Source organism: Variovorax sp. CF079, from assembly GCF_900101545.1.
GTDB lineage: Bacteria > Pseudomonadota > Gammaproteobacteria > Burkholderiales > Burkholderiaceae_C > Variovorax.
In genome coordinates, this window is sequence record NZ_FMZU01000005.1 from 1 (window position 1) to 18,549 (window position 18,549).

Annotated in this window: 23 protein-coding genes; 5 read left to right on the plus strand and 18 right to left on the minus strand. The window is 66.7% G+C overall.

What is annotated here, in order from left to right; all coding sequences use genetic code 11:
• The 9 genes from BLS74_RS07465 to BLS74_RS07505 all read right to left on the minus strand — a co-directional run.
• The coding region (locus BLS74_RS07465) for a GTP-binding protein (protein WP_038111923.1) at positions 1 to 90 on the minus strand (90 nt) is incomplete at its 3' end.
• A 107-nt stretch (positions 91 to 197) separates the two neighbouring features.
• Positions 198 to 2,297, minus strand: a complete 2,100-nt coding sequence (gene fusA / locus BLS74_RS07470; protein ID WP_093104187.1) for an elongation factor G — start codon at positions 2,295 to 2,297, stop codon at positions 198 to 200.
• A gap of 84 nt (positions 2,298 to 2,381) precedes the next feature.
• On the minus strand, positions 2,382 to 2,855 hold the full coding sequence (gene rpsG / locus BLS74_RS07475) for a 30S ribosomal protein S7 (protein ID WP_093104188.1): 474 nt from the start codon (positions 2,853 to 2,855) through the stop codon (positions 2,382 to 2,384).
• Positions 2,856 to 2,999: 144 nt separating this feature from the next.
• Positions 3,000 to 3,377 (minus strand): 30S ribosomal protein S12, encoded by a 378-nt coding sequence (rpsL, locus tag BLS74_RS07480; RefSeq protein ID WP_028249584.1) that lies wholly within the window; start codon positions 3,375 to 3,377, stop codon positions 3,000 to 3,002.
• A 175-nt stretch (positions 3,378 to 3,552) separates the two neighbouring features.
• A complete protein-coding gene (locus BLS74_RS07485) occupies positions 3,553 to 4,722 on the minus strand; it encodes a D-alanyl-D-alanine carboxypeptidase family protein (RefSeq protein WP_093104190.1) in 1,170 nt (389 codons plus the stop codon).
• Between the two features lie 22 nt (positions 4,723 to 4,744).
• Positions 4,745 to 5,377: an alpha/beta hydrolase gene (locus tag BLS74_RS07490; protein WP_093104192.1), complete on the minus strand. Its 633-nt coding sequence runs from the start codon at positions 5,375 to 5,377 to the stop codon at positions 4,745 to 4,747.
• On the minus strand, positions 5,377 to 5,730 hold the full coding sequence (locus tag BLS74_RS07495; RefSeq protein WP_093104193.1) for a (2Fe-2S) ferredoxin domain-containing protein: 354 nt from the start codon (positions 5,728 to 5,730) through the stop codon (positions 5,377 to 5,379). The genes BLS74_RS07490 and BLS74_RS07495 overlap by 1 nt, the downstream gene beginning before the upstream one ends.
• 51 nt (positions 5,731 to 5,781) lie before the next feature.
• Positions 5,782 to 6,894, minus strand: coding sequence for a VanZ family protein (locus BLS74_RS07500; protein ID WP_093104195.1), 1,113 nt, complete (start codon positions 6,892 to 6,894; stop codon positions 5,782 to 5,784).
• A gap of 5 nt (positions 6,895 to 6,899) precedes the next feature.
• Positions 6,900 to 7,328 (minus strand): CopD family protein, encoded by a 429-nt coding sequence (locus tag BLS74_RS07505; RefSeq protein ID WP_093104196.1) that lies wholly within the window; start codon positions 7,326 to 7,328, stop codon positions 6,900 to 6,902.
• 320 nt (positions 7,329 to 7,648) lie between these two features.
• On the opposite strand from BLS74_RS07505, the gene hemB reads away from it, so the two are divergent.
• The gene (hemB, locus tag BLS74_RS07510) at positions 7,649 to 8,653 is read left to right on the plus strand and encodes a porphobilinogen synthase (protein WP_093104198.1); all 1,005 of its coding nucleotides are present in this window, start codon (positions 7,649 to 7,651) and stop codon (positions 8,651 to 8,653) included.
• Positions 8,654 to 8,670: 17 nt separating this feature from the next.
• Positions 8,671 to 9,807 (plus strand): magnesium transporter CorA family protein, encoded by a 1,137-nt coding sequence (locus BLS74_RS07515; protein WP_093104199.1) that lies wholly within the window; start codon positions 8,671 to 8,673, stop codon positions 9,805 to 9,807.
• Between the two features lie 56 nt (positions 9,808 to 9,863).
• Here BLS74_RS07515 and BLS74_RS07520 read toward each other — a convergent pair whose 3' ends face one another.
• Entirely contained in the window at positions 9,864 to 10,232 is a 369-nt protein-coding gene (locus BLS74_RS07520; protein ID WP_093104201.1) for a DUF4148 domain-containing protein, read from the minus strand.
• A 200-nt stretch (positions 10,233 to 10,432) separates the two neighbouring features.
• Positions 10,433 to 10,786 (minus strand): alpha/beta hydrolase, encoded by a 354-nt coding sequence (locus BLS74_RS07525; RefSeq protein WP_093104202.1) that lies wholly within the window; start codon positions 10,784 to 10,786, stop codon positions 10,433 to 10,435.
• A 107-nt stretch (positions 10,787 to 10,893) separates the two neighbouring features.
• Here BLS74_RS07525 and BLS74_RS07530 point away from each other — a divergent pair, with 107 nt between their 5' ends.
• Complete coding sequence (locus BLS74_RS07530; RefSeq protein ID WP_093104204.1) at positions 10,894 to 11,853, plus strand: LysR family transcriptional regulator; 960 nt, start codon at positions 10,894 to 10,896, stop codon at positions 11,851 to 11,853.
• A gap of 9 nt (positions 11,854 to 11,862) precedes the next feature.
• On the opposite strand, the gene BLS74_RS07535 is transcribed toward BLS74_RS07530, so the two are convergent.
• Genes BLS74_RS07535 through BLS74_RS07545 form a run of 3 tightly spaced genes read right to left on the minus strand, consistent with a single transcriptional unit; the run spans position 11,863 to position 14,067 of the window.
• A complete protein-coding gene (locus tag BLS74_RS07535) occupies positions 11,863 to 12,732 on the minus strand; it encodes an amidohydrolase family protein (protein ID WP_093104206.1) in 870 nt (289 codons plus the stop codon).
• Between the two features lie 28 nt (positions 12,733 to 12,760).
• Entirely contained in the window at positions 12,761 to 13,444 is a 684-nt protein-coding gene (locus BLS74_RS07540) for a dienelactone hydrolase family protein (protein ID WP_093104207.1), read from the minus strand.
• Positions 13,445 to 13,446: 2 nt separating this feature from the next.
• A complete protein-coding gene (locus BLS74_RS07545; RefSeq protein ID WP_093104209.1) occupies positions 13,447 to 14,067 on the minus strand; it encodes a 2-hydroxychromene-2-carboxylate isomerase in 621 nt (206 codons plus the stop codon).
• Between the two features lie 71 nt (positions 14,068 to 14,138).
• Between BLS74_RS07545 and BLS74_RS07550 the strand changes: the two genes are divergently transcribed.
• Together BLS74_RS07550 and BLS74_RS07555 are read left to right on the plus strand one after the other, a co-directional pair.
• Positions 14,139 to 14,885 carry an SDR family oxidoreductase gene (locus BLS74_RS07550; protein ID WP_093104211.1) on the plus strand — a complete coding sequence of 249 codons (747 nt, stop codon included), beginning with the start codon at positions 14,139 to 14,141 and terminating at the stop codon, positions 14,883 to 14,885.
• Complete coding sequence (locus tag BLS74_RS07555; RefSeq protein WP_093104212.1) at positions 14,885 to 15,541, plus strand: MarC family protein; 657 nt, start codon at positions 14,885 to 14,887, stop codon at positions 15,539 to 15,541. The genes BLS74_RS07550 and BLS74_RS07555 overlap by 1 nt, the downstream gene beginning before the upstream one ends.
• Here the strand turns inward: BLS74_RS07555 and BLS74_RS07560 are convergent.
• The 4 genes from BLS74_RS07560 to BLS74_RS07575 are packed head-to-tail and all read right to left on the minus strand — an operon-like array spanning position 15,538 to position 18,547.
• On the minus strand, positions 15,538 to 16,002 hold the full coding sequence (locus BLS74_RS07560; protein WP_093104214.1) for a metallophosphoesterase family protein: 465 nt from the start codon (positions 16,000 to 16,002) through the stop codon (positions 15,538 to 15,540). The genes BLS74_RS07555 and BLS74_RS07560 overlap by 4 nt on opposite strands.
• Positions 16,003 to 16,017: 15 nt before the next feature.
• Positions 16,018 to 16,698: an ABC-type transport auxiliary lipoprotein family protein gene (locus BLS74_RS07565; protein WP_244503790.1), complete on the minus strand. Its 681-nt coding sequence runs from the start codon at positions 16,696 to 16,698 to the stop codon at positions 16,018 to 16,020.
• An 11-nt stretch (positions 16,699 to 16,709) separates the two neighbouring features.
• Positions 16,710 to 17,696 carry an MlaD family protein gene (locus BLS74_RS07570; RefSeq protein WP_093104215.1) on the minus strand — a complete coding sequence of 329 codons (987 nt, stop codon included), beginning with the start codon at positions 17,694 to 17,696 and terminating at the stop codon, positions 16,710 to 16,712.
• Between the two features lie 5 nt (positions 17,697 to 17,701).
• Positions 17,702 to 18,547, minus strand: coding sequence for an ABC transporter ATP-binding protein (locus tag BLS74_RS07575; RefSeq protein WP_170855533.1), 846 nt, complete (start codon positions 18,545 to 18,547; stop codon positions 17,702 to 17,704).
• Positions 18,548 to 18,549: the final 2 nt, after the last annotated feature.

Consider the following 18,549-nt stretch of genomic DNA (forward strand, 5'->3'; position numbering starts at 1 on the left):
CGCCGTCAGCGTGGTCTTGCCATGGTCCACGTGACCGATCGTGCCCACGTTCACGTGCGGCTTCGTGCGGGTGAATTTTCCTTTTGCCATTTTCTATCCTTGAAAGAGCAGTGCCCGTGTATGGTTTAACGTCTGCACCATGTTGCTGGTTCTCTCGCCACGGGCAACGAGAGGCACACGGTCGCAGACAGAACTTCTTACTTGGTGCGGGAAGCGACGATGGCTTCGGCCACGTTGCGCGGAGCTTCGGCGTAGTGCTTGAACTCCATCGTGTAGGTGGCGCGGCCTTGCGACATCGAACGCAGCGTGGTCGAGTAGCCGAACATCTCCGACAACGGGACCTCGGCCTTGATGGCCTTGCCGCCGCCCATCATGTCTTCCATGCCCTGCACCATGCCGCGGCGTGAAGACAGGTCGCCCATCACGTTGCCGGCGTAGTCTTCAGGCGTCTCGACTTCCACGGCCATCATCGGCTCGAGAATGACCGGGCTGGCCTTGCGGCAGCCTTCCTTGAAGCCGAAGATCGCGGCCATCTTGAAGGCCATTTCGTTCGAGTCCACGTCGTGGTACGAACCGAAGTGCAGCGTGACCTTGACATCGACCACCGGATAACCGGCGAGCACGCCTTGGCCCAGCGCTTCGATCACGCCCTTTTCGACCGCCGGGATGTATTCGCGAGGAACCACGCCGCCCTTGATCGCGTCGACGAACTCGAAGCCCTTGCCGGCTTCCTGCGGCTCGATCTTGAGCACGACGTGGCCGTACTGGCCCTTGCCGCCCGACTGGCGCACGAACTTGCCTTCGGCCTCTTCGACCGTCTTGCGGATGGTTTCGCGATAAGCCACCTGCGGCTTGCCGACGTTGGCTTCCACGCCGAACTCGCGCTTCATGCGGTCCACGATGATTTCGAGGTGCAACTCGCCCATGCCGGCGATGATGGTCTGACCCGACTCCTCGTCGGTCTTGACGCGGAAAGACGGATCTTCCTGCGCAAGACGCTGCAGCGCGATGCCCATCTTTTCCTGGTCGACCTTGGTCTTCGGCTCGACGGCCTGCGAAATCACCGACTCCGGGAACACCATGCGCTCGAGCGTCAGGATGGCAGCGGGGTCGCACAGGGTTTCGCCCGTGGTCACTTCCTTCAGGCCAATGCACGCGGCAATGTCGCCGGCGCGGATTTCGCTGACTTCCACGCGGTTGTTGGCGTGCATCTGCACGATCCGGCCGATGCGCTCCTTCTTGCCGCGCACCGGGTTGTAGACGCTGTCGCCCTTGGTCAGCACGCCCGAGTAGACGCGCACGAAGGTCAATTGGCCCACGAACGGGTCGGTCATGAGCTTGAAGGCCAACGCCGAGAACTTTTCGCTGTCGTCGGCTTTGCGGGTCGTCGGCGCTTCGTCTTCGTCCATGCCTTTGACCGGCGGAATGTCGGTCGGCGCTGGCATGTATTCGACGACGGCGTCGAGCATCGCCTGCACGCCCTTGTTCTTGAACGCGGAGCCGCACAGCATCGGCTGGATCTCGCCGGCGATGGTGCGCTGGCGGATGCCGGCCTTGATTTCGGCCTCGGTCAGCGCGGTGCCTTCGAGGTACTTGTTCATGAGCTCTTCGCTCGATTCGGCGGCGGCCTCGACCAGCTTCTCGTGGTACTCGGCGCAGACGGCGGCCAGGTCGGCGGGGATCTCGCCATACTTGAAGGTCACGCCCTTCTCTTCGTCCCAGATGATCGACTTCATCTTGACGAGGTCGACGACGCCCTGGAAGCGGTCTTCGGCGCCGATCGGGATCTGGATCACGACGGGGTTGGCCTTCAGGCGGTCCACCATCATCTGGCGCACGCGCAGGAAGTCGGCGCCGGTGCGGTCCATCTTGTTGACGAACGCGAGACGCGGCACCTTGTACTTGTTGGCCTGGCGCCAGACGGTTTCGGACTGGGGCTGCACGCCGCCGACGGCGTCGTACACCATCACGGCGCCGTCGAGCACGCGCATCGAGCGCTCGACTTCGATCGTGAAGTCCACGTGGCCCGGGGTGTCGATGATGTTGATGCGGTGTTCGTCGAAGTTGGCGCCCATGCCCTTCCAGAAGCAGGTGGTGGCAGCGGACGTGATCGTGATGCCGCGCTCCTGCTCCTGCTCCATCCAGTCCATCGTGGCGGCGCCATCGTGCACTTCGCCGATCTTGTGATTCACACCGGTGTAGAACAGGATGCGCTCGGTGGTGGTGGTCTTGCCGGCGTCGATGTGCGCAGAAATACCGATGTTGCGGTAGCGCTCGATGGGGGTCTTGCGGGACATGAAAATTACTCCGTTAACGGATGAAAGCCCGCCCACCGCATTCGGTGGGTCGGGCTTCCAGCCTGTCTGACTAGTGGGCTGTTGTTAGAAGCGGAAGTGACTGAAGGCCTTGTTGGCTTCGGCCATGCGGTGCACTTCATCGCGCTTCTTCATGGCACCGCCACGGCCTTCCGTGGCTTCCATGAGTTCGTTGGCCAGACGCAGGGCCATCGACTTTTCGCCGCGCTTGCGGGCGGCTTCCTTGATCCAGCGCATCGACAGCGCCAGGCGACGCACCGGGCGCACCTCGACGGGCACCTGATAGTTCGCACCGCCGACGCGGCGCGACTTCACTTCGACCATCGGCTTGACGTTGTTGATGGCCATGGTGAAGGCTTCGACCGGGTCCTTGCCCGGGTTCTTCTTCTCGATCTGGTCGAGCGCGCCATAGATGATGCGCTCGGCGATCGCCTTCTTGCCGCCTTCCATGATCACGTTCATGAATTTGGACAGCTCGACATTGCCGTACTTGGGATCCGGCAGGATTTCACGTTTGGGGACTTCGCGACGACGTGGCATTTTTCTAACCTCTTTGCTTCAGTTGGCACCGTTTCCGGCACCGCGAGAGCCAACAAGAACTCTCACTTACTCGACCCAACAGCGGGTCACTTCGTTCGATGCGCCTGCCAGGGCACGCCGAACACCGTTGAACGACAGAAAGCCTTAAGCCTTCTTGGGGCGCTTCGCGCCGTACTTGGAACGCGACTGCTTGCGATCCTTCACGCCTTGCAGGTCCAGCGAACCGCGCACGATGTGGTAGCGCACACCGGGCAAGTCCTTGACACGACCGCCGCGAACCAGCACGACGCTGTGTTCCTGCAGATTGTGACCTTCGCCGCCGATGTAGGAAATGACTTCGAAGCCGTTGGTCAGACGCACCTTGGCGACTTTCCGCAGCGCCGAGTTCGGCTTTTTCGGGGTCGTGGTGTAGACCCGGGTGCAGACGCCGCGACGCTGCGGCGAGTTCTGCATGGCAGGGCTCTTCGACTTGATCTTTTCGACCTCGCGACCCTGACGCACCAGTTGATTGATGGTTGGCATGAATGAATAAGTCCCAAAACACCCCGGCAAGAATCCTTGTCGTGACACAAGGGGCCGGGAGATGACGAAAACGTGAATCCCTTCGGATTTTTCCGAAAAGCCCACGAGTATAGCAGTGCGGCCGTGACGCCGCAATTTCAGCTGCACCGGGGCGCCCGCCGGGCGGGCGCCGGCCTCACTTGATCCAGAGACGGACGGCGTCCCAGGCGCGGCCGAGGACGCCAGCTTGCTCGACCGGCTCCAGCGCCACGAGCGGCACTTCGGCGACCGGTTGGTCGGCCAGCGTGATCTTGAGCGAGCCGATCGGCTGGAAGCGGGAGAACGGCGCGACCAACGGGTCTGGCCGTGCCACTTGCGTCTTGATCTTGCTCGCCGAGCCAGCCGGGACCGCTACCACGATCGCCTCGGGACGGCCCAGCTTGACGGTGTTTTCCTTGCCCTTCCAGACCGCCGGCGTCGCCACCGCCTGGTTGGCGTCGAACAGGCGAACCGCGTCGTAAGCGGTGTAGCCCCAGTTCAGCAACTTCTGCGACTCGTTGGCGCGTGCGTTCTCGCTCGCCGCGCCCAGAACGATCGACAGCAGGCGCCGGCCGCCGCCGAGGTTCGGGAAATCGCGCTTCGAGGTCACGATCATGCAGTAGCCGGCCGCATCGGTGTGGCCGGTCTTGAGGCCGTCGACGGTCGGGTCGCGGAACAGCAGCAGATTGCGGTTGGTGTCGTTGGTCGAGGGGGTGCCGGGATAGCGGTACTTCTTGATGGCGTAGTAGTGCACATACTCCGGAAAGTCGCGCATCAGGCGCGTCGCCAGGATGCTGAGGTCGCGCGCCGTGGTGCTATGGCCCGGCGCCGTGAGGCCTTCGGGATTCTTGTAGCTGGTGTTCTTCATGCCGAGCGCCTTGGCCTGCTCGTTCATGAGTTCGACGAAATGCTCGACCGTGCCGCCCACGCCTTCGGCCAGCGCGACGGTGGCGTCGTTGCCCGACTGGACGATCAAGCCCTTGACCAGGTCTTCGACCGGCACCTGCATCTTGGGGTCGATGAACATGCGCGAGCCGGGCATCTTCCAGGCGCGCGGGCTGACCGGCAAGGTCTGCTGCAGGCTGATCTTCTTGGCCTTGAGCGCGTCGAACACCAGATAAGCCGACATCAGCTTGGTGAGCGAGGCCGGTTCGACCGGGCTGTCGATGTCCTTTTGCGCGAGCAGCTGGTTGGCCGTGATGTCGAGCAGCAGGTAGCTGCGCGCCGCGACTTCGGGCGGCGCCGGCACCTGGGCGTGGACGACCATGCAGAAGGATGCGGCAGCGGCCACCGCGAGCGCGCGCAGCGCGTCGAGAAAACGATTCATGGGGATGCGAAGAGACGAAAAACTAGCCCGCGCGCAGGTGGCGGACGACCAGACTTTTGAGCAGCGGCAATTGTCCGTGAAAGAAATGACCGCCTCCGGGAACGACTGTGACAGGAAGTGACTGCGGCCGCGCCCAGTCCATCACGGCAGCGAGCGGCACGGTGTCGTCGTGCTCGCCGTGCACGACCAGCGTGCGTTCGTGCGCCTCCGCCGGCAACGTAGCAACGGAAAAGCGCGAGGCGGCCGTGCCGACCAGCACCAGGTGCCGGATGTCCCTCGTCGCCCAGAGCTTCTCGGCCGTGCAGCTCGCCACGAAGGCGCCGAACGAGAAGCCGGCGATGGCCAGCGGCCCCTCGGGCGCCAACTGCTCGACGACGGCCAGCATGTCGTCGCGCTCGCCGCGTCCTTCGTCGTGCGCCCCTTCGCTGGCGCCGACACCGCGGAAGTTGAAGCGCACGGCGGTCCACCCGCACGAAACGAAGGCGCGCGCCAGCGTCTGCACCACCTTGTTGTCCATGGTGCCGCCGAAGAGCGGATGGGGATGGGCGATCACCGCCACGCCGAGCGCCGGCGAGCCCGCGGCCGCCGCGTCGCGCAGCACTTCGATGGCGCCCGCGGCGCCCTTCAGCTGGATTTTTTCGGTTCTGGAATTCATCAGCGCCCCACCTCGGGCGGCAACAGCAGCCGCTCGACCACCTTGCCGTTCTTCAGATGCGATTCGACGATCTCATCGATGTCGTCCTCGTCGACGAAGGTGTACCAGACGGCTTCCGGATAGACCACCGCCACCGGCCCGCCCGCGCAGCGGTCGAGACAGCCCGCCTTGTTGACGCGCACCTTGCCGGGCCCGGCCAGTCCGGCCTCCCTGATGCGGGCCTTGCAGCGATCGAAGCCCGCCTGGGCGTTGTGCTTCGAGCAGGAGTCCTCTTCGTTCTTGCGTTCGTTCAGGCAGAAGAAGATGTGCCGAGCGTAGTAGCCGCGCGGCGGCGGGATGCTGGAATTGGACATCGAACCATTCTATTGAGCGTGCGACGCGAACACTGGGCGCCGGGGTATGGACTACGCCGGCCGCGTCCGGCGCGACAGCGCGGCCAGCACGTAGGCCAGCGTGGCGAAGGGCCAAAGCCAGCCCAGCCACTGCGCGAGCCCGTGGAAACGGATGAAGCGCCCCTGCTCCCAGGTCGCCAAGGTTTGTGCGAAATAAGCGCTCTCGGGCGCCTGGTTGAGCAGGCTCAGGTGAACCACGAGCGCGATCAGCAGCAAGCCTGCACAGAACCGGCGCGGCGCGGGCAGCAGCAGCACGCCCAGAACCAGCGCCGCCACGATGCCGACCTGCACCGGCAGGCTCAGCCAGGCCCAGGCGTGCTCGGGGCCGTAGCTCAGCGCGGCCGACAAGGCAGTGGCCGCCATCCCGGCCACAAGCACCAGCGGCAGCAGGACGGCCCGGCGAGAGATCGAGCGCGTGACCAGGAAGGCCAGCAGGCAGGGCACCAGCGCTCCCAGCATGACGCACAGCAGTTCGACGCCGGGCACCAGCGGCTCGAGCTCGAACTGGCGCACCGGCATCCAGTCGATGAAAGGGGTGTCGAGGAGCCATTCCGAAATCGCCGCCTCGAGCCGTTCGAACACCTGGCCCAGCCCGAAAGTGACCGCTGCCGGAAACAGCAGTGCGAGCGGCCACAGCGCCAGCAGCACCAGCGCGCCGCGCGACTCCTCGACGAACCAGTTGGAGCGGGTCCGGTGCCAATGCGCCACGGCGCCGAAGCGCTCGAGCGCCGCCGCGAGCACGGCGCCCGCCAGCGCGCCCGCGCTGTTCAGTCCGAGGTCGACATTGGAGGGAATGCGCGAGGGCAGGTAGCTTTGCAGGGTCTCCATCGCGAAAGCGATCGCGGCGCCGGCCGCCGTGGCGCGCAGCACCGCGCCCGCCACGCCGACGCCCGGCCGAGTTCGCAGTACTGCGATCGCCGCCAGGAAACCGAAGGGCATGTAGCCCGCGACGTTGACCCCGAAGTCGAAGCCGGTCCAGTACTTGGGCCACGGCGCCGCCAGATAGGCCCAGGGCGCGATGCCCTGGTCGCGCCAGTCGGCGAAGGGATAGAGACTCGCGTAGACGATCAGCGCCGCATAGGCGAGCGCGAGGGGCAGTGCGGCGGACTTGTGCTGGGTTCCCACCGCGCTCAGAACGGCTTGACCACGACCAGCACCACGATCCCGAGCAGCAGCAGCACCGGCACTTCGTTGAACCAGCGGTACCAGCGCTCGCCGCGCCGGTCTGCGCCCGAGACGAACTTGCGCAGCAGCACCCCGCAGGCATGGTGATAGCCGATCGCGAGCAGCACCAGGGCCAGCTTGGCATGCATCCAGCCGTTGCCCGGACCGCGTCCGATGCCATAGCCGAGCCAGAGCCAGAGCCCGAAGCCGAGCGCCGGCACGGCCAAGAAAGTGGTGAACCGGAACAGCTTGCGCGCCATGAGAACCAGCCGCGCGCGTTCGGCCACGGATTCGGGCGCCACCATCGCCAGGTTCACGAAGATGCGCGGCAGATAGAACAGTCCCGCGAACCAGCTCGCAATGAACACGATGTGCAGTGATTTGACCCAGAGCATGGCGGCAGTTTAGTGGCGCGCCCCATTGGCGCAGGGCGATTGGAAGGGGCAAAAAAAAGCCCGGCGTCAAAACGCCGGGCTGGGAAGCCCTTTTGCTGTCACACATCAAGGCACCCGCTCAGGGAGGAAAAGCGGGGGGCGGCAAGCCGCCCAACGCGGAATTTAGCAAAGGCATTACAACCTATCAAGCGAGTTCTAATCTTTTTCCCCGAATTGGTAGAGCACATAGTTCCAACGTATTACTGCACCAAAGCCGCGGAAAGACCGCTCGAGGGGCTGTATCAGAGGGCAATCCCGGCACTTCAGGCACAATTTTCCGCATGACCCTCCACGCTCCTTTTCCTGCGGGCCGACCGCGCCGGCTGCGCCGCGACGCCTTCACACGCAATCTCGTACGTGAGCACACGCTCAGCGTTCACGACCTGATTTACCCGGTGTTCGTGCAGGAAGGCCAGAAGCGGCGCGACGCCGTGCCCTCGATGCCCGGCGTCGACCGGCTCAGCCTGGATCTGTTGCTGCCGGTCGCCGAACAGTGCGTGGCGGCAGGCATCCCGGTGATGGCGCTGTTTCCGGTGATCGATGCCGGCCTCAAGACGCCGGCCGGGGACGAGGCTTTCAACCCCGAGGGCCTGATCCCGCGCGTGGTGGCCGCCCTCAAGTCGCGCTTCCCGGAACTGGGCGTGATGACCGACGTGGCGCTGGACCCCTACACCAGCCATGGCCAGGACGGCCTGCTCGACGACACCGGCTACATCCTGAACGACCCGACCGTCGAGGTGCTGGTCAAGCAGGCGCTCGTGCAGTCGCAAGCCGGCGTGGACATCGTGGCGCCTAGCGACATGATGGACGGCCGCATCGGCGCGATCCGCAGCGCCCTCGAGTCGGCCGGCCAGATCCACACGCGGATCATGGCCTACAGCGCCAAGTACGCGAGCGCCTTCTACGGCCCCTTCCGCGACGCCGTCGGCTCGGCAGCCAACCTCGGCAAGAGCAACAAGAAGGTCTACCAGATGGACCCCGGCAACAGCGACGAGGCGCTGCGCGAGGTGGCGATCGACATCGCCGAGGGCGCCGACATGGTGATGGTGAAGCCCGGCATGCCCTACCTCGACATCGTGCGCAGGGTGAAGGACGCGTTCCAGGTCCCGACCTTCGCCTACCAGGTCAGCGGCGAGTACGCGATGCTCAAGGCCGCGGCGCAGAACGGCTGGCTCGACCACGATGCCGTGATGCTCGAAAGCCTGCTGGCCTTCAAGCGCGCCGGCGCCGACGGCGTGCTCACCTACTTCGCGCTCGATACCGCCCGGCTGCTGCAGCAACAGTAGCGGACCGGTCGGGCACCATGCGCGTCTTCGAAATCAGCGGCTCGCGAATTACCGAACACGAGGCGCTCGCGCCGATGGCCGTGCCCGGCGCCTGCGCCGGCGGCTATCTGTGGATCTCGCTCACGCGGGACGAATTCCGCAGCTCGCTCGCCGAGGTGCAGGGCATCCTGCAGTCGCTCTGCGGCACCCAGCTGGTCGACCTCCATGTGGCCGACCTGGTCAACGACCAGTTGCCCTCGCACTACGACTACACCTCGCAGTACGACGTGCTGGTCTTTCGCCGGCTCGCGGCTGCCAACGGCACGGCGCCGAAGAGCGCGGAGCCGACGCTGGCGCGCGGCGGCCCGCCGGTGCTGCGGCGCGTCGATACGCGGCCGGTCGGCTTTGCGGTCTTCGACCGCGTGCTGCTGTCCGTCCATCCGGAAGACGGCGCGGTGCGCGATGCCTTTGCCGCCCGCCTGCTGGCCGCTGCGGTCTCGGAGGGGCGCGGCGGTGCGGCTGCCCCGGCGCTCGACGTCCGCGCCGTTTCCACGCGCGTGCCGCCGAATCCTGCCGACCTGATGCTGCGCGTGGTGAACCTGATCGTCGACGCCTACCTCGACCTGCGGCGCGAGCTGACGCGGCAGCTGGACCACTGGCAGGCCGAGCTGATCGACCCCCGCAGCCGCTTCACGAACTGGGGCGCGCTGATGGATGCGCGCCAATCGCTGCACCACCTGGACGAGATTTGCGAAGACCAGCGCGCAGCCATCCAGGACTGGATCGATGCGCTCGAAACCCTGCCGCCGCCCGAAGGAGCGGCCGCGTTGCGCGAACGCGAACTGATCATGGTGCGCAGCCGCGACGTGCTCGAGCACATCCAGCGCGTGGTGCACCACGTGCGGCGGCTCGAACAGAACGCCGAGACCGCCGTGCAGATGCACTTCAGCGTGCAGAGCCACCGCGCCAACGACATCATGCGGGTGCTCACGGCGCTCACGGCGATCTTTCTTCCGCTCAACCTGATTGCCGGCATCTTCGGCATGAACTTCGAGTTCATCCCGCTCGTGCACAAGGCCGACGGCTTCTGGATCGCCATGGCCTCGATGGCCGTGATCGCGCTGCTGCTGGTGGTCGTGTTCTGGCGCAAGCGCTACCTGGCCCGAAGCAGATAAACAAAAAACCGGGCAGCGCACTAGCGCTGCCCGGTCCTTCTGTGGGGTCGGCGAATTTACTTGGCCGCGGGGGTGCCTTCCTTCTGCGCTTGCTGGAGCGTGGCGGCGCGGTTGGGCATGGTCGAGATCACGCGGCTGTTGACGCGCGAGCCGCTGGTCACGTTCTGGTCGGGCGCATTCGCCGTGGCGACGGCTTGGGCACGCACAGCCGCCGAATCAGCCACCGAGGTGAAGGGATCGGCGCCACGCGAACCGCGCGTCACGTTCTGGTTGGGGGCGGCAGCCGCACGGACGGCTTCGGCTTCGACGTCGGCGCGGTTCATGCCCGACACCGACTTTTGAACGCCTTCGTAGCTTTCGGCCTGGGCGCCGGCAGCGGCCAGAAGGGAGAGAGCGGCGGCGGCGATGATTTGCGAGGTCTTCATTTCAGGTCCTTTGGAATTCGTCGGAGTGGTTGCTGACCAGGCTCGCGGGATGGCTGGCCTGTGCGACGAAGTTTCCGGTGGAATGACCTCGGGAAATTACCTAGAAAAGAGACACCGCGTTTCCGGGATCGAAACAATAAAAAACCGGACCCATGCTTTCGCATGGCCCGGCTTTGTCGCTCGTCGCGCGAGCTGACGAATTACAGCCCGGCTTGGCGCGTCGTCACGAAACGCGGGTTCGAGAACTGCGACGGAATCACGCTGCCGGCGAAGGATTCGCGGCGCACGTTCTGGTTCGGCCTATGGGCATGGGCCACGGCTTCGGCGCGAACCTCGGCACGGTCACGAGCGTTCACCAGAACCGTCGCGGGGCCCGCGACGTAGCCTTCGGCATACGGGTTTGCGCTGCGGGCAGCGACGACCGCCTGGGCATTCACTTCGGCGCGGCTGTTGGCCGACACCAGCGAGTGCACGCCGTCATAGGTTTCGGCCTGTGCGCCGGCAGCGGCGAGAATCGAGAGAGCGGCGGCGGCGATGATCTTCGAGGTCTTCATTTCAATCTCCTTTGGTTGGTGTGGGATGAAGTTTGCGCCTGAATCTAGGTAAAAACCCTCGGCTTTCTGAACCACCGCATTCACGAAATTGAAACAATGGAAGCCCGATGGACGGCCTGGACCTGCTGAAAGCCTTTCGTGAAGTTGCCGAACGCGGCAGCTTCTCCCGCGCTGCCAAGGTGTTGGGCACCTCGAAGGCCACCGTCAGCAAATACGTCGCGCAGCTCGAAGAGCGCTTCGGGGTGCGCCTGCTCAACCGCTCCACGCGCTCGGTCAGCCTGACCGATGCCGGTCAACTGCTGCTCGAGCGCAGCAAGCCGCTGATGGAGATGGTCGAGCTCACGCAGAGCGAGCTGCAGGAACATGCGGGCCATCCGCGCGGGCGGCTTCGCATCACGGCGCCGCACGGGTTCGCCCAGAGCGCCTTTCCGGACATCCTGAGCGAGTTCATCAGGAACTATCCCGACGTTCATGTGAGCCTGCACCTGAGCAACCGCGTGATCGATCTGGTGGAGGAAGGCGTGGACATCGCGCTGCGCCTCGGGCGTATCCGCGACGAGAACCTGATCGTGCGGCGCCTGCGCCAGATGGACCTGGTGCTGTGCGCCGCGCCTTCCTACTGGGCCCGGCGCGGCCTGCCCAAGAAACCCGACGACATGCGCAGTCACGACGTGCTGACCTACTCGCTCGCCGAGGGCGCGCCGCACCTGCCCTTCGAGGTCGACGGCAAGCCCTACATCGTGCCGGTGCAAAGCCGCATGGATGCCAACGATGCCGCGCCGCTGATCGGCGCCGCGCTCGCCGGACTCGGCGCCGTCTGCGTGCCGGCGATGATGGCGCAGTCGCATGTCGAGCGCGGCGCGCTGGTGCCGGTGCTGAAGGAATACATGCCGCGCGACCTGTGGCTCTACGCGGCCTATTCGCAGCGCCGCCACAACAGCGCGGCGCTGCGCGCCCTGCTGGATTTCCTCGAGGACCGCGTGCGGAACTCGGCAGCGGCGCTGGCTCCTCCCGAGGCCGCCGCCATCAAGCCTGCCAGGCGGGTGCGTCAGCCGGTGAGCGCCTGACGACAGGGTTCAGCGCAGACCGAACAGCGCCGCCGCGTTGCCCCACGCGATGCGCTGCGCCACCTCGGGCGGCACGTCGCCCAGCCATCGGCGATAGCCGCCCATGATCTCGTCGTAGGCGCTCCAGCGCTGGTTGACCCAGGTGTCGGAGCCGACCAGGAAACGCTCCGGATACTTGAGGATCAACGCGCGCCACTCGGGGCACAGCGTGCCGCCCTCGCAGGTGAGGCCCGGCCGGTAGGAGAGCTCGCCCATCAGCAGCGGATAGCGCTCCAGCAGCGCCTGCACGCGCGCCACCGGCGCGCCGCCGATGCCGGTGTGGGCCCAGATGAGCCGCAGCGCCTTTCCCTTGGATGGCGCGTGCGCCATCAGCAGATCGATCGCGACGTCGTCGACATGCGCCAGCACCGCGAGCTTCTTTTCTTCCGCCAGAACGATCAGCTTCCTGGCGACCGGCCCGTTGGCGTTGGCGCTGTCGTAGAGATGGAACTCCCCCAGCCCCCGGTAGGGCCCGCTCGCCGTGCCGCGCGCCAGTTCGGCCTGCACCATCTCGTAGATGCTCTCGTCGCGGAACCAGTTGCCGTAGTCGTCGCGATTCCGGTAGAGCCGCACGAAGGGCACCACGGTCACGCCGGCCTCGCGCGTCTCGCGCGCCGCGGCCAGCGTCTGCGTGCCGGCGTTGGGCCGCGAGTTGGCGATGATGGCTTTCACGCCGTTGCGCTGCATGCGCGCCAGTGCCTCGGCGGGCGGGTACGGGCCGGAGTCGCCGTCCCAGGCTTCCTGGTTGTAGTGCAGGTGGGTGTCGAACAGCGGGCCGCCGTAATCGGCCGCCTGTGCGCCGAACGCGGCAGCCGCCAGCAGGGCCGGCACCCAACGCATCAGATGCCGCGTCACGCCATACCCCCGCTCAGCCGACGTGCTTCGCAAAAAAGGCCAGCGTGCGCTCGCGCGCCAGCTTGGCGGCCTCGGCGTTGTACGAGCCCCGCTGGTCGCAATTGAAGCCGTGGCCGGATTCGTAGACATGCACCTCGACCTCCGGGTGGGCCTTCTTGAAGGCCTCGATGGTGTCGAGCGGAATCCAGTGGTCGTTGTTGCCGAAATGGGCGAGCACCGGCACCTTGGGTTCGATCGCGCTCTCCTCCGGCGCCGTCATCCCGCCGCCGTAGTAAGGCGCCGCCGCCGCGAGGCCGGAGACCTTCGCCGATGCGCGCCACGTGAGCAGGCCGCCCCAGCAGTAGCCGACGATGCCGACCTTGCCGGCACGGGCCGCGTATTCCACCGCCGCCTGGATGTCCTGCAGCACGCCCGGTGCCGGCAGCGCCTCGACGGCGGTCTTGAGCTCGAAGCCGGCCTTCATGTCCTCGTCGCTGTAGCCCAGTTCGACGCCCGGCTTGACGCGATGGAAGGTCGAGGGCGAGACCGCGAGATAGCCGTCGGCCGCATAGCCGTCGGCCACCGATCGGATGTGCGAGTTGACGCCGAAGATTTCCGGCACCACGACGATCGCGCCCTTCGGCTTGCCCGCGGGTTCCGCCACGTAGGCCGGAAAGCCAAAGCCGTCCTTGGCGGTGAGATCGATGAACTGGCCCATGGTCATGCTCCTGAGGTGGATGGTTGTTGAATCAATGCGCGTTCGACGAAATCCAGCCGGTCCTGGCCCCAGAAGATCTCGCCGTCGATCACGTAGCTCGGCGCACCGAACACCTTGGCGTCGATGGCCTGCTGCGTGTAGTCCTCGTAGCGCTCCTGGACCGTCTGGCTTTGCGACTGCTCGCATCGTTTGGCCGGCAAGGCGCATTCGCCGACCAGCACTTCGAGCACCTTGGGGTCGGCGATGTTGCGCTCCTGCACCCAGACCGCGGCGAACACCGCGCCGCAGAGCTTCATCGCGGCCTCGGTGCCGTCGTGCAGGTCGACCGCGATGATGAGCTTCGCCGCGTCGTCGGCAGCGACCGGAAAGAACTTGGGCTTGGGGTTCAACGGAATGTCGAGGTGGCGCGAGAAGCGCGCCAGCTCCAGCAGCCGGTAGGCCTGGCGCTGCGGTGCGCGCTTGCCGAGCGGCAGGCCGCCCGAGACCGGATACACGGCGCCGAGATCGACCGGCCGCACCCGCACCGTGGCGCCGTTGGACTTGGCGAGCGCAGCGAAGCGCGCATGCCCCAGGTAGGCCCAGGGGCTCTGGGGCGTGAAGTAGTAGTCGATGGTGTGGGTCACAAGCCGCTCCCGATGATGTAATCGTGCGCACGGTTTTAACTGAGGCACGGCTTTCGTGCAGGAGGTGGGATTTGGACCAGGTGCTCTTGATCACCGGCGGCAGCCGCGGCATCGGTGCCGCGACGGCACTGCTGGCCGCGCAGCGCGGTTTCGCGGTGGCCGTCAACTATGCCAGCAACTCGCTGGCCGCCGACGAGGTGGTGCGCACGATCCGCGACGGCGGCGGCCGCGCGATCAGCGTGCAGGCCGACGTCGGCGACGAGGCGCAGGTGCTCGCGATGTTCGAGAAAGTCGATGCGAAGTTCGGCCGCCTCACGGCGCTGGTCAATAACGCCGGCGTGGTCGACGTGCAGGCGCGCGTCGACCAGATGAGCGTGGCGCGGCTCGACCGCATGCTGCGCATCAACGTGATCGGCAGCTTCCTCTGCGCACGCGAGGCGGTGCGGCGCATGAGCACGAAGCACGGCGGCAGCGGCGGCGCCATCGTCAATCTCTCCAGCGCCGCCGCGCGCCTGGGCTCGCCGGGCCAGTACGTCGACTACGCGGCCAGCAAGGGTGCCATCGACAGCTTCACGATCGGGCTGGCCAAGGAGGTCGCCGACGAAGGCATCCGCGTCAACGCGGTACGACCGGGCCTGATCGACACCGAGATCCATGCCTCGGGCGGCCTGCCCGACCGCGCCGCCCAGCTCGCCCCCACCGTGCCGATGAAGCGCACCGGCAGCGCCCAGGAGGTCGCCAACGGCATCGTGTGGCTGCTGTCGGAAGAAGCGAGCTACGTGACGGCCACCTTTCTCGACGTGACAGGCGGAAGGTGATGGCAACACCGACGATGGACCTTGTCAAGCCCATGATCACGCTGCTGGCCATCGTGAATCCGCTGGCGATCGTGCCTTTCTTCATCCACTACACGCAGGGCTATACCGAGGCCCAGCGCAAACGCACCGCGTGGGTGTCGGCCTTCAGCGCCTTCGTGGTCATCGCGGTCTGCGCGCTGCTCGGGCTTCAGTTGCTGTCCTTCTTCGGCATCTCGATCGCGAGCTTCCAGGTCGGCGGCGGCATGCTGCTCCTGATCAGCTCGCTCAGCATGCTCAACGCGCAGCCGGCCGAATCCAAGACCAACAAGGAGGAGATTCGGGCCACGGAAGTGAAGGCCTCGCTGGGCGCCTCGATCGCGGTGGTGCCGCTCGCCATTCCGCTCCTGACCGGGCCGGCCACCATGTCGACCGTGGTCATCTATGCCGAGAAGACGCAGCACCTCTGGGAGCTCGCGGTGCTGGTCGGCTACGGCATGGTGATCGGGCTGGCGACCGGCCTCACCTTCTCGCTGGCCGAGCCGATCGCACGCGTGCTCGGCAAGACCGGCATCAACGTGATGACGCGCTTGATGGGCCTGATCCTCGCGGCGCTGGCGGTCGAGGTGATGGCCGACGGGCTCGGCACGCTGTTTCCGGCGCTCGCGCGCGCGCCCTAGCCCTTCACCAGTTCGACGATGCGCGGCGTGACCACGCCGTCATCGATCTTCAGCTCCGCCGCCGAAATCGGCAGCCTGAAGCGGCGCGGGCCGGCGCTGCCGGGATTGACGTAGAGAACCCCATCGCGCTCTTCGGTCCGCGGCCGATGCGAGTGCCCGGACACCACCACCCGGACGCCCGCGGCGACCGGGTCGATGTCGAGCAGCGCGAGATCGTGGATCGCATAGAGACGCAGGCCGCCGAACTCGACCAGCGCCGTGTCGGGCACCGCCTCGGCCCACGCCCCCCGGTCGTTGTTGCCGCGCACCGCTGTCAGCGGCGCGATGGCGGCCAGCGCTTCGAGAATGTTCGCATCGCCGATATCGCCGCCATGCACGATGTGCTCGCAACCGCGCAGGAACGCGAGCGCCTCGGGCCGCAGCAGGCCATGCGTGTCGGAGATGAGACCGATGCGGTGCATGCGGCCGGCCTCTGCTCAGCGGGGCTGGTCCACCCATGTCACCAGTTCCGCCACCGCCGCATCGCTCGCCGCTGCCAGCCCCTTCACGCCGCCGGGCGCGTCGGCGCTCGGCGCGGGCCGCTGCACCATGAAGCTCTGCTGCGCGAGCACGCGGTCGCCGCCGGCATTGCTGCGGATCAGGGTCGCGCGCAGGCGCACCAGGCCCACGCTCCGGGTCGGCGATTCGAAGTAGTGGCTGAATTCCTCGAGCGACACCCTGAGCGTGTCGGGCACCTTGCCCTCGCTGCGCGCGATGGTGGCGCTTTCTTCCGGACCGAGCACGGTGCGGCGCGCGGCCAGCGCGTCGCGCAGGCGCTGGTGCAACAGCTGCGCCGGCGCCAGGCTCCAGCGCGATTGGCCATAGGGCCGCAGCTGGTTGGCATCGGCATAGCCCAGGCGGTAGAGCAGCTGCGTGCCCTCGAGCCGCGTGCCGGCCTCGATCTCGGCCAGCGCGATGAGCGGCAGCGCGTGCGGATTGACAGGTGCCGGCGCCGTGGATGCGGCGAGGTTGGGGCCGAAGTCGTACAGCGTGGCGCGAGCGGGCTTGTCGGGCAAGGCGCCGCAGCCCGCCGCCAGCAGCACGGCGGCGATGCCTGCGACGGCCGAGAGGCGCGCCCGCGCTGCGCGAGCGGCCATGTTCTGGAGTACGTCGTTCATGGTCGTCACTTTCAAGGCCGCGCCGGCGCGACGGCCGGCGCGGAAAATCCGGGCTCGCCCGGCCCGGCGACCACGCCGCCGCTGCCGAACAGCAGCGATTGCGGGTTGTCGTTGATGCCGTCGGCCGCGCGGCCGAGGCGGCGTACCGCGCGCGAGGTGTCCTCGGCGACGCGGTTCACGCGCGGCAGCGTGGCGCTGTTGAAGGAGTCGACCGCCTGCGCCAGGGACTTGGTGCCGTCGCCCAACCGGTCGATCGGGCCGTCCTTCGCATTCAGCCGGTTCACGGTGCCGTTGAAGTTGTTGGCCACGCGCGAGACGTCGCCGGCGGCCGTCTTGAGCGAAGCCATGGTATCCCTCGTGCGGTCCACCAGCGGCGGCAAGGTGGCCAGCGTCGGGTTGAGCCCGTTCTTCACCGTGTTGTCGAGCGAGCGCGTGAGCTGGTTGGCGCTGGCCGAAGCCTGCGCGATGTTTTCCAGCGCGTCGGCGATGCGTTTCTGGTTGTCGTCGCCCAGCAGCGTGTTGGCCTTCTTCGTCACCTCGTCGATCTGGTTGATGATGGCCTCGCCGCGGTCCTGCAGCTGCGCCAGCACCGAGGGCTTGAGCGGGATGCGCGGTGGATCGTCGTTGTTCGGCGTGAGCGCCACCTGCGATTCGCCCTTGTCGTCGATCGCAATGAAGGCCAGGCCGGTCACGCCCTGGTAACTCAGCGTGGCATAGCTCGAGGTCGTGAGCGGCACGCGCTCGTCGACCGTGATGCGCACGCGCACATTGCCCTTCACCTTGGGATCGAAGTCGATCGAGGCGACCTTGCCGACGGCGATGCCGCGGTAGCGCACCGTCGCCTGCGGCTGCAGCCCGCTCACCGGGTCGCGGGTCGAGAGTTCGTAGATGTTGCGCACCGTGTTGTCGCGCGTGAACCAGACCACCAGCGCGATGATCGCGGCGATCAGGCCGAGCACGAAGGCGCCGGCGGCGATGGCATGGGCCTTGTTTTCCATGGCAGCTACCTTTCAGTGAGTGGGGTCCGGCCGGTGCCGGCAAGCCCCGAGACGGTCGAGGGCGGCACGCCTTCGTGGAGCGCCTCCATGGCGCGCTGGCCGCGGCCGCCGAGAAAGTATTCGTGGATGAAGGGATGCGGGTAGGCGATGACGTCGCGTGCCGTGCCGGCGACGATCACGCGCTGGTCGGCCAGCACCGCGATGCGGGTGCTGAGGTCGAACAGCGTGTCCAGGTCGTGCGTGACCATCACCACCGTGAGCCCCAGTTCGCGATGCAGCCCGCGCAACAGGTCGCAGAAGCCGTCGGCGCTTTCGGGGTCCAGGCCGGCGGTGGGCTCGTCGAGCAGGAGCAGCGGCGGATCCATGATCAGCGCGCGCGCCAGTGCCACCCGCTTGATCATGCCGCCCGACAAATCGGCCGGACTCTTGGTCGCCTGCTGCGGCTCGAGCCCGACCATCTGCAGCTTGACCAGTGCGGCATCGCGGATCAGGTCGTCGGGCAGGAGCTTGAGTTCGCGCAGCGGGAACGCGACGTTGTCGAGCACGCTGAAGGCCGAGAACAGCGCGCCGTGCTGGAACAGCATGCCGACGTTGGCGGCGCCGGTGGCGCTGAGCCGGCCCGGCGGATGACCGAGCACGGAGACCTCGCCCTTCGAAGGCCGCTCGAGTCCCAGGATCTGGCGCAGCAGCACGGTCTTGCCGGTGCCCGAGCCGCCCACCAGCGACAGCACCTCGCCTTTGCGGATCGTGAGGTCGAGGTCGCGGTGCACCACCTGGTCGCCCTCGGGCGACTCGAAGACGGTCCACAGCTTGCGGATTTCGACCATGTTGGTCTTCTGATCTTCGCTCATTG

Excerpts from the sequence above, each read along its gene's own strand:
- fusA (WP_093104187.1), bottom strand. The coding sequence starts at position 2,297 with ATGTCCCGCAAGACCCCCATCGAGCGCTACCGCAACATCGGTATTTCT.
- rpsG (WP_093104188.1), bottom strand. The coding sequence starts at position 2,855 with ATGCCACGTCGTCGCGAAGTCCCCAAACGTGAAATCCTGCCGGATCCC.
- rpsL (WP_028249584.1), bottom strand. The coding sequence starts at position 3,377 with ATGCCAACCATCAATCAACTGGTGCGTCAGGGTCGCGAGGTCGAAAAG.
- BLS74_RS07485 (WP_093104190.1), bottom strand. The coding sequence starts at position 4,722 with ATGAATCGTTTTCTCGACGCGCTGCGCGCGCTCGCGGTGGCCGCTGCC.
- BLS74_RS07490 (WP_093104192.1), bottom strand. The coding sequence starts at position 5,377 with ATGAATTCCAGAACCGAAAAAATCCAGCTGAAGGGCGCCGCGGGCGCC.
- BLS74_RS07495 (WP_093104193.1), bottom strand. The coding sequence starts at position 5,730 with ATGTCCAATTCCAGCATCCCGCCGCCGCGCGGCTACTACGCTCGGCAC.
- BLS74_RS07505 (WP_093104196.1), bottom strand. The coding sequence starts at position 7,328 with ATGCTCTGGGTCAAATCACTGCACATCGTGTTCATTGCGAGCTGGTTC.
- hemB (WP_093104198.1), top strand. The coding sequence starts at position 7,649 with ATGACCCTCCACGCTCCTTTTCCTGCGGGCCGACCGCGCCGGCTGCGC.
- BLS74_RS07515 (WP_093104199.1), top strand. The coding sequence starts at position 8,671 with ATGCGCGTCTTCGAAATCAGCGGCTCGCGAATTACCGAACACGAGGCG.
- BLS74_RS07520 (WP_093104201.1), bottom strand. The coding sequence starts at position 10,232 with ATGAAGACCTCGCAAATCATCGCCGCCGCCGCTCTCTCCCTTCTGGCC.
- BLS74_RS07525 (WP_093104202.1), bottom strand. The coding sequence starts at position 10,786 with ATGAAGACCTCGAAGATCATCGCCGCCGCCGCTCTCTCGATTCTCGCC.
- BLS74_RS07530 (WP_093104204.1), top strand. The coding sequence starts at position 10,894 with ATGGACGGCCTGGACCTGCTGAAAGCCTTTCGTGAAGTTGCCGAACGC.
- BLS74_RS07535 (WP_093104206.1), bottom strand. The coding sequence starts at position 12,732 with ATGCGTTGGGTGCCGGCCCTGCTGGCGGCTGCCGCGTTCGGCGCACAG.
- BLS74_RS07540 (WP_093104207.1), bottom strand. The coding sequence starts at position 13,444 with ATGGGCCAGTTCATCGATCTCACCGCCAAGGACGGCTTTGGCTTTCCG.
- BLS74_RS07555 (WP_093104212.1), top strand. The coding sequence starts at position 14,885 with ATGGCAACACCGACGATGGACCTTGTCAAGCCCATGATCACGCTGCTG.
- BLS74_RS07560 (WP_093104214.1), bottom strand. The coding sequence starts at position 16,002 with ATGCACCGCATCGGTCTCATCTCCGACACGCATGGCCTGCTGCGGCCC.
- BLS74_RS07565 (WP_244503790.1), bottom strand. The coding sequence starts at position 16,698 with ATGAACGACGTACTCCAGAACATGGCCGCTCGCGCAGCGCGGGCGCGC.
- BLS74_RS07570 (WP_093104215.1), bottom strand. The coding sequence starts at position 17,696 with ATGGAAAACAAGGCCCATGCCATCGCCGCCGGCGCCTTCGTGCTCGGC.
- BLS74_RS07575 (WP_170855533.1), bottom strand. The coding sequence starts at position 18,547 with ATGAGCGAAGATCAGAAGACCAACATGGTCGAAATCCGCAAGCTGTGG.